Consider the following 15,444-nt stretch of genomic DNA (forward strand, 5'->3'; position numbering starts at 1 on the left):
CCCGTCATTGCGTGCCGGCGGCCGGCGCTTGCGACGGCAACTGCCTGGAAACCGCAACCGGGGCGCCAGCGCTCAGCTTGAGCGCGCCGTCGACGACCACGTTGTCGCCTGCGTAAAGTCCCTCGCTGACCAGCCAGTCGTCGCCGACCGTGTCGCTCAGCGTGACCGGACGCTGTTCCGCCTTGAACGCCACCTGCCCGTCTGCGCCGCGCGGCGCCAACATGACGACGTAGACGAAGTCGCCCTTCGGCCCGCGCATCACCGCACGCTGCGGCACGGCGATCGCCGCAGGAAATGACGCACCGATCACGCTCACACGCACGAACTGGCCCGGGCGCAGCACCCGCTTCGGGTTGGGCATTTCCGCGCGGACGAGGAACGTGCCGGTCTGCTGGCTGTAGGTCGGATCCGCGAAGGTAATGCGGCCGCGCTCCGGATAGATCGTCCCGTCGCTCAGCGTGATCTCGACCTCGTACTGGCCGTCGTGCGGTACCGCGAGGCGGCCCGAATCGCGCGCACTCTGCAACTGAAGAAGCTGGTTTTCCGACACGCTGAAATTCACGCGCATCCGGTCCATCGACGACACCGTCGTCAACTGGCTGTTCTGCGCGCTCACGTACGTGCCTTCCATCTGGCTCGCGGCACTTGCCATGCCGTCGACGGGCGAACGCACGTAGGTATACGAAAGATCGAGCTGCCTTGCAGCCAGGTTCGCCTTCGCGCGATCCACGGCCGCCGCCGCTTCGTGCTCGTTCGCGACGGCGTCGTCGAGGTCCTTCGCGCTGAGCGCGTTTCGCTCGGCAAGTGGCTGTACGCGGGCAAGATTGGCCTTGGCACGCGCGAGCCTTGCCTCTTGCTGGGCCAGTTCCGCCTTGGCCGCGTCGACCTGCACCTGGAACGGCTCGTGATCGATCTCGAACAGCACCTGGCCCGCCTTGACCGACGCGCCCTCGACGTAGTTCCGCTTGACGATGAATCCCGATACGCGAGCGCGGATCTCGACCTCGTGCCCGCTCTCGGTTTGTCCGACAAACTCCATCACCGCGGGCGTGGCGTGCTCCACGACGGTCTGCGCAGCGACCTCCACGGGACCGGCTGCGGGGGGAATGCCCGCCGGCTTGCAGCCGGCGAACGTGAGTGTTGCCGCGACGAACGCAGCCACAAGCGGCGTCGTGCCGACTGGATGCTTCGGACGCTTGCCGTCAGCGACCGGGCCGGAATCCATCATCAGTATTCCTCATTTATTTTTCAGGATTAAATCCGCGAATATGTTCCAGCTCGCTGGAGTTCGTCTCGACGAGCAAGTCGAGTGTCGGTATCCGTCAGGGCCGAACGCCGCGAATTTAGTCGTGCCACGGCGGCGCATTGAAATGCGCCTGCGCTCTGTCCGGCACGCGAAACGGGATGCGCCCGGAAGCAGCGTGCCGGCATGGCCCGCGTGCCGCAAAAGCCGGCCCGCATGCGAGGGCATCGAAGCGCCACGCCATGCCCGCTTCGTTCAGCCATCCGACGCGCACTACATCAGATTGCGGCAGTGGCAGTCGGTTGCTCACGCAAGGTAAAAGCGAATGCAATTGTGCATTCGCGGCGGCACGATCAGCACCGGAAAATTCCCAGATTCGTTCGGAAAGCGCGGACAAGCCGAATCGTCGTCTCGACGCACACCATGCGACTGAATATCCATGCGGTGCAGGAGACCATCGCGCAGCCACATCGGGTCATTATCCCGGCGCAGGGTCAGGCGGGTCATGCCGTGAATCGTGAAAGCTGGTCAAAAAAAATCCTGCTCCGGGTGACGGAGCAGGATCAACTTGAGGTCACGGAGCAGGGGGGGGTGCCCTGCAGGGTTAATTTTACTTGCCGCGCCATTTGATTCACTCACCCGATTCCCAATTGCATTCGGAAATTTCCCAATTGGCCGACAGCGCGCCGGCGGGTCATCCATCATGTCGCCGCAGCAACACTGAAGATTTCGGGCGGATTGGCCGCCCGGTTGATGGTCGTCTTCGGGGCATCCGGAAAGAAATCGATCGACCGGCGAAGTGACATCTTTACTTCGCATACGGTGACCAAATTATTTTGGTCTACGGCAAGGGGCAGATACACTAAGAAGGTTTTGCAAAATCCTCGGCTGAGCATTTCTATTCGCTGATTGTATAAGTAATCCTTATCATACTGTGGATTACTCGATCTGCTTACCTTATCGCGACAGAACCGGCTGCGCCAGCCGCCGCGACGCTGGCATCTCTCAGCGCCTGCTTCAGCACCTTACCTGTCGAGTCGATAGGCAAATCGTCACGGAACTCGATTTCCTCCGGTAGCCACCATTTCGGAACGCGCTCCGCAAGGAAGCGACGCATCGCGTTGCCGTCGATCATACTGCCGACTCGGGCTACGACGAACAGACGAGGACGCTCTCCCCACTTCGCGTCAGGTACACCGATCACGGCGGCAAGCACAATGTCGTCATGAGCCATCGCCGCGTCTTCGAGTTCGATCGAACTGATCCATGCGACGCCGGACTTGATCACGTCCTTGACGCGATCCACGATGCACATGCATCCGGATGGATCGATCGTGGCGATATCGCCCGTGGCGAACCAGCCATCAGTCCGCGCCATGGGCGCGTCGCTGTCGAGGTAGCCCGCGGCGATCCACGGTCCGCGCACCAGCAGTTCGCCGCGCGCCTTGCCATCGTGCGGCACAAAATCGTCCGCTGGATCCGCGAGGGCGAGCTCCACGCCGAATACGGGGTGCCCTTGCGCTGAGCTGCACGCCACCTGTTCGCCAACCGTCCGTGCTTGCATCTGCCGAGGCGATGCGGACACCGTGCCGAGCGGGCTCGTCTCGGTCATACCCCACGCTTGGCGGACTTCGACGTCAAACTGCTCGACAAAAGTCCGGATCAATGCAGCGGGCATCGCGGCGCCGCCGACCGCCGTCCGGCGCATGGTGGTCGGACGGACACCGTGCTGCTGCATATACTGTGCGAGCGAGCGCCAGATCGTCTGGCACGTCAGCGGCGCAGGTTACGCGCTCCCCTTCGATCAGTTCGTACAAGCTCGCGCCGTCAAGCCGCGCCCCGGGCAGAACCAATCGGCAACCATTCAACGGAGCGGCATAGGGCAGCCCCCACACGGTTACATGCAACATCGGCACGACCGGCATGATCGTATCCGCCCACGACAATCCCATCGCCTGCGCACCGCCGAGCACGAGTGAATGCAGGACGGTCGATCGATGCGAGTACAGGACGCCCTTCGGATTGCCCGTGGTACCCGAGGTGTAGCAGAGTCCACTTGCCATACGTTCGTCGAACTCCGGCCAGATGAATGCATCGCTTTGGGCACCGATCAGTTGCTCGTAGTGCAGCAGGTTCGGCAACGTCGTATGCGCCTCCGTCATCGTGTTCAAGGCGACGTAGTGGCGAAGCCGAGGACAGCGTTGCGCGATGGCCTCGACTTGCGGCAAGAATGTCGCGTCAAACAGCAGCACAGTCGATTCCGCCTGGTTCAGCACATACGCGAGCTGGTCGGGATGAAGGCGCGGATTGCACGTGTGCATGACCGCACCCAGCCCTGGTACCCCGTAGTAGGCCTCCAGATGCCGGTGGTCGTTCCATGCAAGGCTCGACACCCGCGTGCCCTGCGCAACGCCCAATTCGCGCAGCGCATTGGCCAACCGTCTCGCACGTCGCGCCATGTCGCGGTAGGTGTAGCGGAACAGCGATCCGTCTGTCTCTCGCGCAATGATCTCGACGTCTCCATACGTTCGTTCCGCGTGCTGCAAAATGGAAGCGATCAATAGCGGCCGATCCATCATCAAACCTTGCGTGTCTTCATCTCCTGATTACGCCGTGGATTTCGGCGCGGCGTTGTGAATTACGAGCGTCGTCCGTGCAGCGACCGCCATCGACGCCACCCGATTGCGCACGTGAAAACGAGGCGATGGATTCGATGAAGACGTTGCTGTCATGCGCGACTCTGTCAGAACCGATGCGTCATGCCCACCGCCGCCAGAACCTGCTTCGTTCCCGGCTCGCTCACGGGAATGCCTACCCAACTGGTGGTCGAGCTTCCGTTGTTCTTGATGTAGCCGGCGCCGGCATAAACGCTCGTGCGCTTCGACAAAGCATGATCGATACCGATCTGGACCCCTGGCGCATTGTCGTGCGCGCCGCGGACATTGCGATGCCAGATGGCGATTGCGATCGTATCGAAGGGCGTCGCCTGGATCGTTGCGCCCAGTTGGGCGTTGCTGGACGAATGTGCCGTCCCGAGCTGCGCGGCCAACGATCCCGCGGGCGCATCTTTCGGGCGCGCGTAAGCGTAGTTGAATTGAAGTTTCACGATGCCGACCTGATACGCAAGCGCACCGATGAAGTGCTCGGTTGCGAGTCGGTTCAGCGAGGCCGGCAGACCGGCGATGGTTACCTGCCCCGATTGTTGGTTGGCGTACGAAAGGCCGGCATATATGCCATATCCCGAATAGCTCGCGCCCAGATTCAGCTCGTTGCCGATCGTAGCCGGCGCCGGCTGCGTGACCGTAGCGGAGAACGCATACATCCCATAGAATTGGACGCCGCGCAGATTCGGCGACTGATACAGGATCGAGTTGCTGGCACGGCCACTGCTGGACTGCGTCGACAGCGTGTTGCGGTCGACCGAAAGGAGGCTTGCCGATATCGGAGACAGCGCCTCATTCAAACGAAACGGGTCTGTGGGATAGGCGACCCGGAAGTTCGGTGTGTATTGGCGTCCGAATGTCAGGGCGCCGTATTTCGCGTCGATCAAGCCGACCCACGCCTGCCGGTAGAAGATCGACGCGGTGTCGATCAGAAGCGTACCGTTGTTGGTGTTGAAGCCGCTTTCAAGCACGAACTTCGCCTTGAGGCCGCCACCCAAGTCCGAGGTGCCGGTCATTCCGAGTTGAGAACCTGCCGAGCCGCCACTTCGTTCGGAAATCGAACGTGTTCCACCGTTATCCAGATACTGGATGAAGGCATCGGTCACGCCATAAAGCGTGATCGACGACTGCGCGCGCGCGGCACATGCGAAAGCGAACAGCGCCGCGGCGCCGGTCAACGTCAACTTCATCACGTCTCCTCGTGTCGATGTTGGGTGCCGGCAATAGCCGGCGCGATCTCAGCCATGTCTGGTTCGAAACGGGATAGCCTCGCGCGCGCTTGCTGATAGACCGACAGATAGCGATTCCGGCACGGCCGATCTTCCCCAACATCAATCGATCGGCTGCCCGGAACCGATGTTCAGATCACGGCGCCGCCATTCGGGCTGATCACCTGCCCGACGAGGTAGTGCTCGCCGGCGAGGTGAACGACCGTCGCCGCGTATTCCTCGGGCGTGCCGAGGCGGCCCGACGGAACCATTTGCCACAGGCGGTTGCGCGCCTCCTCACCGGCCGTTTCCAGATACGCGTTGAACTCGGGGGTGGCGACACCGCCGGGGGCGAGCACGTTGACGAGAACGTTCGCACCTGCCACTTCCGCTGCCAGCGACTTGCTGAACGCGATCACGGCACCCTTGGTCGCGCTGTAATGCGGACTGTGCGCACTCATCGCGCTCATGCCGGCAATCGACGCAACATTGACGATGCGGCCATATCGTTGCGGCTCCATCAACCGGAGTGCCTCGCGCGTGCAATAGAACAGCCCGTGCACATTGACGCCCCAGTATCGGTGCCAGTCGTCGTCGCTGATGTTGCTCGTGAAGCCGAGCGATTGTCTTGGCACCGGCGTCGTGAGGTACGCGTAGTGTCGATTGCGGCGTTGCGTGTCTTGCGGCCCGTTCGGCACGAGCGCCGCGTTGTTGACGAGAATATGCAACGTGCGAAAACGCTCTCTCAGCTGTGAAAACATCTGCTTCACATCGACGCTGGACGACACGTCACAGCTCACCGCGAGACACTGCACGCCCTCGGCATCCACGGCGATACGGGTTGCCTCCAGCATTGCGCGATCGATATCGCAGATCACCACATCGGCCCCGGCCCGGGCCAACGCGACCGCACAGGCACGGCCCAGCCCCGGTCCAACCCCGGTCACGAGCGCCACGCGCTGCGCCAACGGACGCGAGTCGGAACACACCGTGTGCGGTCTGTCGAGTGCAGACTGATTCATTTGGCCTCCATTTTCAAGTTCTGGATCGGTGACGGGGCGAGCCCTGGCACGTGGGCAGATGCGTCCCGTCGACGTGAGTCGGCATGGAGCGGCTACGGCGCGCAAGCAGCAGGAAACAGACCATCGACGCAATCGCAAGCCCGTCCGCTACGAGCAGGACGAGCGTCAGCGGTGCATGCACCCCGGCCTTCGCAAGGTGGTCGCTGATTGCGCCGACGGCCAGATTGCCGAGCGCGAACGCGAAGATGTTGATGAACATCATCGTGAAGCCCGAGATCGTCGAGCGCATGTGCGCCGGCACATTGCCCTGAATGATCGTCAAAGCCGGTCCGTACAATGCCAGCGGCAGGAAAGAAGCCGCGCACATCCCCACATAGAACAGCGCGGAGTCCGTCGGCACGAAGCGAAAGGCGATCATCAGCGGAGCACATCCGGCGACGAGCAGCGCCATGAATCCGGCATGACCGCTCGCGAAGCGCCGTGCGAAGCGATCGCCAAGCAACCCGCCTACCGCCGATCCGAGCGTGCCGAAAACGATCTGCACCCCACCGATCAGCCGCGCGATGCCCGCTGGATCCACGTCGCGCTCGCGCACGAGCCAAAGTTGCGCGAACGTCAGGCCGACGAAGAGCAGCTGTGCAAGTACGAAACCGGCGATCGCGAGCCTCAACGCCGGACTTCCGCGCACCAAGGCAACCACATTGCGCACCTGCCCGGCGAAGGGCGCACCGCGCTCCGCTGCGGCAGCATGTGCGCGATCCTCTTTCACGAACGCGAGAAGGATGGCCATGACGACCCCGATTGCACCAAGCGCATGGAAGGTCGTGCGCCAGCCGTATTCGGCGCCATAGGTTCCCGCCAGCAGAAAGCTGAAGCCGACGCCCAGCGGAATGCCCGTGAAGAACAGGCCAAGCGCCGTGCTTCGGCGTTGCGCCGAGAAGAGTTCGGTCAGCAACCCGACGGCGGCGGGAACCAGCGCGGCTTCGCCGCTTGCCACCAGGAACCGTGCGGCCACCAGTTGCCCGAAGCTATGCGCGGAGCCGGAAGCAGCCGTGCAGACACTCCAGACCAGCAGCCCCACCGCGATAATGCGGGTGCGGCTGAATCGGTCGGCGAGCGCGCCCATCAACAGCGCCATCCCCGCGTAGCTCACGACCCAGATGGCGCCCACGAGCAGACCGTATTGCGTGTTGCTCAAGTCGAGATCGGCAATTATTTGCGACGAAAAGCCGAGCAGGATGTTCCGGTCGATGTGCGCCAGGATATGAGCAAGCAGCAGAACGCCCAACACGCCACCGGGGTATTTCTTCCATGCCATGAATGTCTCCGAACCTGCGCCGTTAAGACGGCGTCTTGTCCTGTCGCTGCGCTCTCAGACCGCATAGGATATCTAAACATGGCGTACCGCATGGCACGCCCTCGGCGGACCAACGTTCAGGCCGCGATCTGGAAACCGCGCTGCCCTGCCTTGCGGTTCGGCTCGTAGCCAAGCGCGTTCAGCGTCTCGTCAACGCCGTTGTAGCACTCGCCGATCCGGTAGATTCGGCGCGCCTCTTCGCCATTCGCCACATCGCGGTCGAGTTCGCGCGCAATGCGGACCACCTGCTCCACCTGTTGCACCGACGTCATGCGCTCGCCCTTGCGGCGCCAGATGTTGTCCTCGATGCCCACGCGCACATGCAGGCCCATAGCGATCGCCATCGTGTTGAGCGGCAATACATGGCGCATCAGGCTCTCGACCGTGAGCACCGCGCCCTGCGGGCAACGGTTGATGAATTCCATCATGTTGCGCGGGTTGGGGCCGTCTGCCCCTCCGCCGATCGCAACCCAGTTCAGCACGAGCGGGCCCGTGTAATGACCCCGCCGGATCAGACGCTCCACGCTTTCGAGCTGGCCCACGTCGCCCAGCATGAAATGCGGCTGGATTCCCGAAGCCTGCAGGCGCTTCAGGTGCGCCTCGACGAAGCCGGGTCCCGACGGGATCCACATCTCCTTGTACGCCTGAAAGTAGGCAGGCTCGCCCAGCGACGTGCCGTCACAATCGTCCTGCGTCAACAGTTCCGTGACGTTCATCTGGTTGGTATTGACGGCGACGGTCACCTGATCGGGCGCGGGCGTCAACTCTGCCAGCATGTGGCGCGTATCGTCATTGAGCCATTTGGCCGCGGCGCCTTCGTCCTCGGGTGCAAACGAAATCGAGCCGCCGACCTGAAGGATCATCTCGGGCACCGCGTCGCGCAGGCGCGCGAGCATCTCGTTGAATTTCGAAAGTCGCTTGCTGCCCTTGCCGTCTTCTTCGCGAACGTGAACGTGAAGCACGGTCGCACCGGCGTTCCAGCAGTCAACGGCCTTTTGCACCTGCTCGTCCATCGACAGCGGAATGTCGTCGGAATCGCCCGGAATGAACTGCGGACCGTACGGCGCTACCTGGATGACCAGTTTTTCCTGGTTTTCGGGCAGCAGTGAATCGTCGAAAAACTGCATGATTTCTCCTGTTCGGGTCGGATGTGAGTGAGTCGTTGTTACGCGCCGGCGTCGGCCGGGGTTTCTCGCGCCGCGAGTTCCTCGACGAGGATCGGCGCGGCGAGACTCATGCTGTGAATGCCGAGCACGGATACGCACTGCAGCACCGCGGTGATCTCTTCCTTTGATGCACCGAGTTCAAGCGCCTTGCGAATATGACGTCGCACGCCTGGCGCGTACATGTGCGTGCACGAAGCGTCGACGGCGATCGCGATGAACTCGATGGTCTTCGCGTCGAGCACGCCCGACGTCAACGGCATCACGCCCATCGCCATGAATCGTTCCGTCCACTCGGGATCGAGTTCCGCGAACGGCTGCCAGTTCGGATTCCAGTTGCCGCTCGCGCGCAGCGCGTCGCACACCGGAGTCACGTTTTCCCTGTTTTCGCTCATCTGTAAGCCCCTTATATTCAATAAGTTAAGACCAATCACCTGGACCGCTTGTCACTGGGTGAATGAACTGATTCTAGGTAGGGACATCGTTTCACGCTTGACATCAGGGGTCATTTTCTTACCATATCGGGACACCGCGGGAACACCCTGATGCCCAAGCTGATTCGAAGTGCAAGCCTGACCCACTACGCAAAAGTCGCCCGCGCGTCCGGCCTCGACCCCTATCGCATGCTTGCCGAAGCCGGACTTCCCGCGGACAGCCTCACTGAGGTCGACCTGAAGATTCCGGCCGAGAAAGTCGCGCTGTTGCTCGAACTGTCTGCCCAACATTCCGGCGTCGAAGCGTTCGGATTGAGGATGGCCGAAGGTCGACGCGCGTCGAACCTGGGTCCCCTGGCACTGTATGTCCGCGACGAGCCGACGTTACGCCATGCGCTGAACGCGGCCGCACGCTATAGCCACCTGCAGAATGAGGCGGTGTTCATCAGCGTGGAGGAGGACGCGAATGTGGCGATCATTCGCGAGGAACTGCTGGCTGGCGAAGGCGTACCGGTGCGTCAGGGGACCGAGCTGGCGCTAGCGGTGATGTTCCGCTTGTTGCGCTTTTTTCTCGGCGAGGAATGGCGTCCCAAGCGAGTTTGCTTCACGCACGGGGCACCGGCGGACCGCGCCGTTCATACGCGTGTTTTCGGGCCCGATGTGGAGTTTGGTCATGCATTTACCGGCATCGTGTGCGACGTGCGCGATCTGGGGCTGGCATTGCCTTCGGCCGATCCGGTGATGGGCCGGTATGTTCGTCGTTATCTGGGCGATATCGAAGGTGAAACCGGTAGACGGCTCTCGGATGATGTGCGGAAGCTGGTCTTTCTGCTCTTGCCCTCTGGACGCAGTTCGATCGACCATGTCGCGCGGCAGTTGGGCATGAGCCGCCGTACGATGCATCGGCACCTGGCACAGGAGAACACGACCTTTTCCGCAATCCTGGACACAGTACGTGGCGAACTGGTCCTCCGATATCTGGAACGGCGCGAACGCCCTTTCTCCGAGATTTCCGGTCTGCTCGGCTTTTCGGAGCCCAGCGCCTTCACGCGCTGGTTCAGGACCCGATTCGGGTGCAGTCCCTCCCAGTTCAAGTCCGAAAGCAGGATAGTCCGCAAAAAGTCGCGACATTGACCGACGACAGGTGTCGCGCGACGGGCAATGACGGCACGGCGATCGCGTGAAGGTACGGTGTCGCGGCTATCGCATCAGGCGCGCCATCACCGCCACGTAAAGCGCCGACGCTGCCAACTGGCAGAGCGTGACGGGCAGCCCGACACGCAGGAACCTCGCGAACGTTACCGGTGCACCATCGCGCGCGCAAACGCCCGCCGCGACGATGTTTGCAGACGCACCGATCAGCGTGGCGTTGCCGCCGAGCGTCGCGCCGAACATCATCGCGATGAACACCGGGATCGCCGCCGACGGCCACTGCGTGAAGTGCGCGGACAGCGCAGTCTCGGGCACGACCTCGGCCGCCACCAGGTAGCCCTTGATCATCACGATGGACGCCGCGGCCACGGGCACGTTGGCGAGCAAGCTCGACAGGAAGCCGATCCCCGCGATCACCGTCAGCGCGACGAGCGTCAAATGCGTGCCGAACAGGTCATACAGCCGCACCGCCATCATCTGGAGCATGCCCGTCTTGACCGTCGCCTGAACGAGGCAGAAGATGCTCGCCAGAAAGACGAGCGTCTTCCAGTCGACGTCGCGCAGCACGTTGTCCGTCGGCTCGATGCGGGCCGCAAAGCCGACGAGCAGCGCCAGCGCGCCGGCGATCAACGCGGCGGCCGGCGGGACGATCGGCGTGGGCAGGCGCTCCCCGAAGATGAAGAGCATCACCATCGCGGCCAGCACGGCGAGCGTGATGCCTGCGTAGATCGGGCGCACGATGCGCGTCGCCGTCTCGCGCGGCGGCAACGCGCGCCGCAGGTTCCATATGCGCGGCATCAGGCGCGGCAGCAATGGCACGACGATCGCGAGCGCCATCACGCCGCCGAGGCTCACGTGACGCAGATACGACGCGAACGTCATGCCGACCGAGCTGCCGACGAGGTAGGTCGCCGGGTCACCGACGAGCGTCAGCAGGCCGGCGGAATTGCTGACGATCGCGGTCAGGATCATCGGTTCGGCGATGTCCACGTCGAGCGCCTTCGCGACGCGGATGATCACGGGCGCGAGCAGCACGACCGTGGTCGCATTCGGAAGGACGGCACACAAGGGCGCCACAATCGTGATCAGCAGCAGCAGGAAGCGCCTGCCGCTCCCGCCCGTCGCCTGGAGGTAGTAGTCGCCGAGCAGGTCGAACACGCCCGTCGTGCCGAGGATGCGTGCGACGACCATGCCGCCGAACAGCAGACTCAGCGGTCCGGTCGAACTGCCGAACGCGGCCGCGATGTCCTGCGTGGTCAGGATGCCGAGCGCGACCAGCAGGCACGTGCCGACGAGCGCGGCGACCGCCATGTCGACCAGATTGAACGCGATGGCGAAAATGACCGCCGCAAAGACGGCCAGCGCGATAACGATCTGTATTTCGCTCATGCGTCGACTCCCGTCGCCTATCGCACCGGCGGCGCGGCCATTAAGCCACCGCCGGAGTCGAGCGCGTTGAGCCCGCGCACGAGTCCGAGCGGGCTGTGCTGTCCGAGATTGCGATCGAACATTTCACCGTAGTTGCCGGCGGCCTGCACGGCGCGCAACATCCACCCGGACGTGACGCCGAGGTTGCGGTTGACCTCTTCGTCGGCGAACAGCGCGGCCTGCACGGTGGCTTCATGCGAACGCAACGTCACGTTTGCCCGTGTGACGCCGAGCTGTTCGGCGCGCACCAGTGCGATCAACACCCAGCGCACGAGGACGAACCACTTCGGGTCGTCATCGCGTACGACCGGCCCGAGCGGCTCCTGCGAAATGCGTTCCGGCATGATCAGCCAGGATTGCGGACCGCCCGGCGCGGTCAGGCGCGCTGCGCCGAGTTGCGACGCATCGCTCGTCCACGCGCGACATCGACCGGAGAACAATGCGGCACTCGCTGCGCCGGTCGACGCGACGATGACCGGCCGCAGGTTCAGGCCGTGCACCGCCGAATACGCGACCAGATGATCCTGGCTCGTCGTATCCTTCTTCACGCACACGAGCGAATCCTTGAGATCGGCGGCCGTACGCGGCGCGCCCTGCATCCTGACCATGAACGCCTGGCTGTCATAGAAGAGGACGCCGGCGAATTGCACGCCGAGCGCGCCCTCGCGCAGCAGGGTCCACGTCGTGTTGCTGGCGAGCAGGTCGATCGCGCCTTCTCGGAGCGCGGGGAAGCGTTCCGACGCACGCAGCGGCACGAAGGCGACCTTGTCCGGACTGCCCAGCGCGGCGGCCGCGACCGCGCGGCAGAAATCAACGCCGATACCGGCCCAGGTACCGGACTCGTCGTGTGCCGAAAACCCAGCGATGCCTTCGCTGACACCGCAACGCAGGATGCCGCGCGCCTTTGCCTGCGCAAGCGTGGCGCCATCCGCCGCATGCGCGCCGGGCAGCGCGACGATCAGCAGCGTGCAGACCGCAACGATTCGACTGAGCAATCGCTCCACGCGCGTCATGGCCCTCCCCGTTCTTCAAGTTGACTGGCCCGATCACTGCTAACCGTAGAGCGGAAGCAGCAGGAACAGCTTGATAACGATTGCATTGGCGATGTCGATAAAGAACGCGCCGACCATCGGAACGACCAGAAAAGCCAGATGCGACGACCCGAAACGGGCCGTTATCGCCTGCATGTTGGCGATCGCGGTGGGTGTCGCGCCAAGTCCGAATCCGCAGTGCCCGGCGGCAAGGACAGCCGCGTCGTAGTTGCGTCCCATCACGCGAAACGTGACTAAGATCGCGTACACGGCAATGGCGAGCGCCTGTGCCGCCAGAATGACCAGGACAGGCAGCGCGAGCGCGGCCATTTCCCACAAGCGCAGGCTCATGAGCGCCATCGCCAGGAAGAGCGCGAGGCTGACGTTGCCGATCAGTTCGGCCGCACGCTCGAAGACCCGATACCAGCCGAGAAACGAAAAAAAGTTGCGCAAGATGACGCCGACAAACAGCACGCACACGAACGCGGGCACCTCGAACGCCGTTCCATTGAGCCACGCACCGAGCCCCGAACCCGCGGTGATACAGATCGCCACGAGCGCAAGCGTCTCGATGAACGCGTCGGGGGTGATCAGCCGCACCGCTTTCGGTTGCTCGAAGCCGATGGGCTCGTCGACAGGGATCGCGGCGGCATTGCCGCCAAGCTTGTGATGGCTGATCAGCAGCCGGGCAACGGGCCCGCCGACCAGGCCGCCGAGAACCAGGCCGAATGTCGCGCACGCGATCGCGATTTCCGTGGCCGACTCGAGCCCATGACGCTCCGCGAACACGCGGCTCCACGCCGCGCCGGTTCCATGACCGCCCGACAGCGTAATCGACCCGCCTAGCAGGCCGATCAGCGGGTCGAGGCCGAGCGTCTTCGCCAATACAATGCCCAGCACATCCTGCATGATCAACTGCCCGACAACGACTGCCAGAAAAATCGCCAGCGAGCGGCCCCCGGCCCTCAGGCTCGCAAGGTCGGCGCCGAGGCCGATCGTCGCAAAGAACGCGAGCATCAACGGGGCCTGTTGACTCGTATCGAAGCGAATTTCGACGTGTACCGCGATCCGCAGCACGAACACCAGCAGCGCGACGATCAGCCCGCCGACAACCGGTTCCGGGATGGTGTAGGTCTGAAGCACCGGCACCCGGAGGATGATCCGGCGACCGGCAAGCAGGACAAGCGACGCGGCGACCAAGGTTTCCAGCGAGTTCAGGTTGACCATGTTCTTGTCCCGGGATCACGTCGGCCGGCAGTCCGGCGCGCTTGCGCATGGAAGCGGCACCCGGCCCGCCACGCGTGCCGACCGGGGATCGACGCGGGAAAGGGCTAGGCCCTTTCACGAATAGAGTATCGGATCCCCCATCGCCAAATGACAATAGGCCCTTGGTCCCATGCACGGCGGTCGATCCGGCGAGCCGCATCCACGGACGCTCCCGCCTCCGGCCCCGCCGACGCGCAGGGTGCGTAGCACCCCCTGCGCGCACAAGGATCGCGGTAGGGATGCCCATTACTGCCCCCCCCGAACAGAGGTTCTGTCGCGATAAGGAGGTCCATACGCGCGAGTTATGGAATGTATAGGATTCCTTATTCAGACAGCGCGTAGAATTGCTCGGTGACCGTCTGGTTCTTGCGAGCTGCTTTCATTTGCCCTTTGGCAATCATGTGCATCACTTCGATACCACCGAGCAGGATGCGGGCGCAGTGAAAATCTCTGAAGCCCATCATCGGTCGGGTTCGGCACTTGATGGCGCGGTGATCCTGCTCGACGATATTGTTCAGATATTTTTGCTGACGAATCTTGACCGGCTGTTCGCGGGTGGCGTTGAGGTCCTTGGACGCCGCCAGGTTCGCCCCGCTTTTGTCGATCGTCACGGTCTCGGGCGCACCGTTCTGCGCGACAGATTTTTCGAAATACCGGCGTGCTGCGGTCGTGTCCCGGCGGGCGCACAGCAGGAAATCGATGGTGTTACCGTCCGTGTCGACGGCTCGGTAGAGATATTTCCATGCGCCATTGACCTTGATATACGTCTCGTCCATCCGACAGCTTTTTCCGACCGGCCGCTTGCGCCGACGGAACGCCTTTTCCAGCACCGGCAGCAACTTGATGGCCCATCGATACACCGTCGAATGGTCCACTGACACGCCCCGTTCGGCCATCATTTCCTCGAGGTGGCGCAGGCTCAGCGGGTACGCAACATACCAGCGCACGCATAGCAGGATCACGTCGAACGGGTAATGCAGTCGCTGGAACAACTGTTTCAGGATCGCATCATGCCTTGCTGCATCGCTCACTTCGCCTCAATTCCGATCTCGCGAGCTTACCCGACCAACTTACTGCGACAGAACCCGCGAACCACGCATCGAATAAATCGCCGAATGTGAGGTCCGCCGTCGCCGCTTTTTCCGCCTTGGCCCGGCGTTCACGCTCCTTCGCATCGAAATAGTCCACGCCGTCGCGCGCCTGTGAACGAATCGTCACCGCTGCTGCGCGTGCATCCGCTAGCGATAACTGCGTGTCGGTCGTCGAGCGCGCCCGAGCCTTGCCGAGCGGCTTGTCGCGTTGCTTGCCATTGAGGCTGACGCGAGCAAACCAGGTTTTCCCGCCGGCCGGGCCGACGGGCAGGAACAGTCCACGCCCATCCGGCAGGAAATACCGCTTTCCCGTCGCCTTTGCGGCTTCGATTCACCTGACGATCAGTGCACCCATGATCGCCCTCCATCGATATCGTCACCAGATT

15 protein-coding genes are annotated in these 15,444 nt (G+C 63.0%); 1 reads left to right on the plus strand and 14 read right to left on the minus strand.

The annotated features are described in order from the left end of the window. Positions 1-4: 4 nt before the first annotated feature. The 9 genes from LXM88_RS00285 to LXM88_RS00320 form a co-directional block, all read right to left on the minus strand. Positions 5-1,228, minus strand: a complete 1,224-nt coding sequence (locus LXM88_RS00285; RefSeq protein ID WP_262531049.1) for an efflux RND transporter periplasmic adaptor subunit — start codon at positions 1,226-1,228, stop codon at positions 5-7. 321 nt (positions 1,229-1,549) lie between these two features. Beyond that, entirely contained in the window at positions 1,550-1,750 is a 201-nt protein-coding gene (locus LXM88_RS00290; protein WP_262531050.1) for a hypothetical protein, read from the minus strand. A 445-nt stretch (positions 1,751-2,195) separates the two neighbouring features. Continuing rightward, positions 2,196-2,981, minus strand: a complete 786-nt coding sequence (locus tag LXM88_RS37090) for an AMP-binding protein (protein ID WP_318654671.1) — start codon at positions 2,979-2,981, stop codon at positions 2,196-2,198. Next, positions 2,881-3,804: an AMP-binding protein gene (locus LXM88_RS37095; RefSeq protein ID WP_318654672.1), complete on the minus strand. Its 924-nt coding sequence runs from the start codon at positions 3,802-3,804 to the stop codon at positions 2,881-2,883. The genes LXM88_RS37090 and LXM88_RS37095 overlap by 101 nt, the downstream gene beginning before the upstream one ends. A 182-nt stretch (positions 3,805-3,986) precedes the next feature. Further along, a complete protein-coding gene (locus LXM88_RS00300) occupies positions 3,987-5,096 on the minus strand; it encodes a porin (protein ID WP_262531052.1) in 1,110 nt (369 codons plus the stop codon). Positions 5,097-5,266: 170 nt separating this feature from the next. Then, positions 5,267-6,136: an SDR family NAD(P)-dependent oxidoreductase gene (locus LXM88_RS00305; protein ID WP_262531053.1), complete on the minus strand. Its 870-nt coding sequence runs from the start codon at positions 6,134-6,136 to the stop codon at positions 5,267-5,269. 13 nt (positions 6,137-6,149) lie between these two features. Next, on the minus strand, positions 6,150-7,454 hold the full coding sequence (locus LXM88_RS00310) for an MFS transporter (protein ID WP_262531055.1): 1,305 nt from the start codon (positions 7,452-7,454) through the stop codon (positions 6,150-6,152). A 116-nt stretch (positions 7,455-7,570) separates the two neighbouring features. Then, positions 7,571-8,620 (minus strand): 3-keto-5-aminohexanoate cleavage protein, encoded by a 1,050-nt coding sequence (locus LXM88_RS00315; protein WP_262531056.1) that lies wholly within the window; start codon positions 8,618-8,620, stop codon positions 7,571-7,573. Between the two features lie 38 nt (positions 8,621-8,658). Continuing rightward, complete coding sequence (locus tag LXM88_RS00320; protein WP_262531057.1) at positions 8,659-9,051, minus strand: carboxymuconolactone decarboxylase family protein; 393 nt, start codon at positions 9,049-9,051, stop codon at positions 8,659-8,661. 150 nt (positions 9,052-9,201) lie between these two features. Here LXM88_RS00320 and LXM88_RS00325 point away from each other — a divergent pair, with 150 nt between their 5' ends. Continuing rightward, entirely contained in the window at positions 9,202-10,224 is a 1,023-nt protein-coding gene (locus LXM88_RS00325) for an AraC family transcriptional regulator (protein ID WP_262531058.1), read from the plus strand. A 66-nt stretch (positions 10,225-10,290) separates the two neighbouring features. Here LXM88_RS00325 and LXM88_RS00330 read toward each other — a convergent pair whose 3' ends face one another. From LXM88_RS00330 to LXM88_RS37220, 5 genes are all read right to left on the minus strand, one after another. Continuing rightward, positions 10,291-11,631 (minus strand): SLC13 family permease, encoded by a 1,341-nt coding sequence (locus LXM88_RS00330; protein ID WP_262531059.1) that lies wholly within the window; start codon positions 11,629-11,631, stop codon positions 10,291-10,293. Positions 11,632-11,648: 17 nt separating this feature from the next. After that, positions 11,649-12,674: an amino acid ABC transporter substrate-binding protein gene (locus LXM88_RS00335; RefSeq protein WP_262531655.1), complete on the minus strand. Its 1,026-nt coding sequence runs from the start codon at positions 12,672-12,674 to the stop codon at positions 11,649-11,651. Between the two features lie 48 nt (positions 12,675-12,722). After that, positions 12,723-13,928 (minus strand): sodium/glutamate symporter, encoded by a 1,206-nt coding sequence (gltS, locus tag LXM88_RS00340; protein WP_262531060.1) that lies wholly within the window; start codon positions 13,926-13,928, stop codon positions 12,723-12,725. Positions 13,929-14,290: 362 nt separating this feature from the next. Next, on the minus strand, positions 14,291-14,971 hold the full coding sequence (locus LXM88_RS00345; RefSeq protein WP_262531656.1) for an IS6 family transposase: 681 nt from the start codon (positions 14,969-14,971) through the stop codon (positions 14,291-14,293). 4 nt (positions 14,972-14,975) lie between these two features. Next, entirely contained in the window at positions 14,976-15,389 is a 414-nt protein-coding gene (locus tag LXM88_RS37220) for an Arm DNA-binding domain-containing protein (protein ID WP_412524101.1), read from the minus strand. Between the last annotated feature and the right edge of the window lie 55 nt (positions 15,390-15,444).

Origin of the sequence: Burkholderia sp. S-53 (genome assembly GCF_025560745.1) — a bacterium.
GTDB classification, from domain to species: Bacteria; Pseudomonadota; Gammaproteobacteria; order Burkholderiales; family Burkholderiaceae; genus Burkholderia; species Burkholderia pyrrocinia.

Bases quoted from the DNA above. Each gene is read 5' to 3' on its own strand.
- LXM88_RS00285 (WP_262531049.1), bottom strand. From the start codon at position 1,228: ATGATGGATTCCGGCCCGGTCGCTGACGGCAAGCGTCCGAAGCATCCA.
- LXM88_RS00290 (WP_262531050.1), bottom strand. From the start codon at position 1,750: ATGACCCGCCTGACCCTGCGCCGGGATAATGACCCGATGTGGCTGCGC.
- LXM88_RS37090 (WP_318654671.1), bottom strand. From the start codon at position 2,981: ATGCAGCAGCACGGTGTCCGTCCGACCACCATGCGCCGGACGGCGGTC.
- LXM88_RS00300 (WP_262531052.1), bottom strand. From the start codon at position 5,096: ATGAAGTTGACGTTGACCGGCGCCGCGGCGCTGTTCGCTTTCGCATGT.
- LXM88_RS00305 (WP_262531053.1), bottom strand. From the start codon at position 6,136: ATGAATCAGTCTGCACTCGACAGACCGCACACGGTGTGTTCCGACTCG.
- LXM88_RS00310 (WP_262531055.1), bottom strand. From the start codon at position 7,454: ATGGCATGGAAGAAATACCCCGGTGGCGTGTTGGGCGTTCTGCTGCTT.
- LXM88_RS00315 (WP_262531056.1), bottom strand. From the start codon at position 8,620: ATGCAGTTTTTCGACGATTCACTGCTGCCCGAAAACCAGGAAAAACTG.
- LXM88_RS00320 (WP_262531057.1), bottom strand. From the start codon at position 9,051: ATGAGCGAAAACAGGGAAAACGTGACTCCGGTGTGCGACGCGCTGCGC.
- LXM88_RS00325 (WP_262531058.1), top strand. From the start codon at position 9,202: ATGCCCAAGCTGATTCGAAGTGCAAGCCTGACCCACTACGCAAAAGTC.
- LXM88_RS00330 (WP_262531059.1), bottom strand. From the start codon at position 11,631: ATGAGCGAAATACAGATCGTTATCGCGCTGGCCGTCTTTGCGGCGGTC.
- gltS (WP_262531060.1), bottom strand. From the start codon at position 13,928: ATGGTCAACCTGAACTCGCTGGAAACCTTGGTCGCCGCGTCGCTTGTC.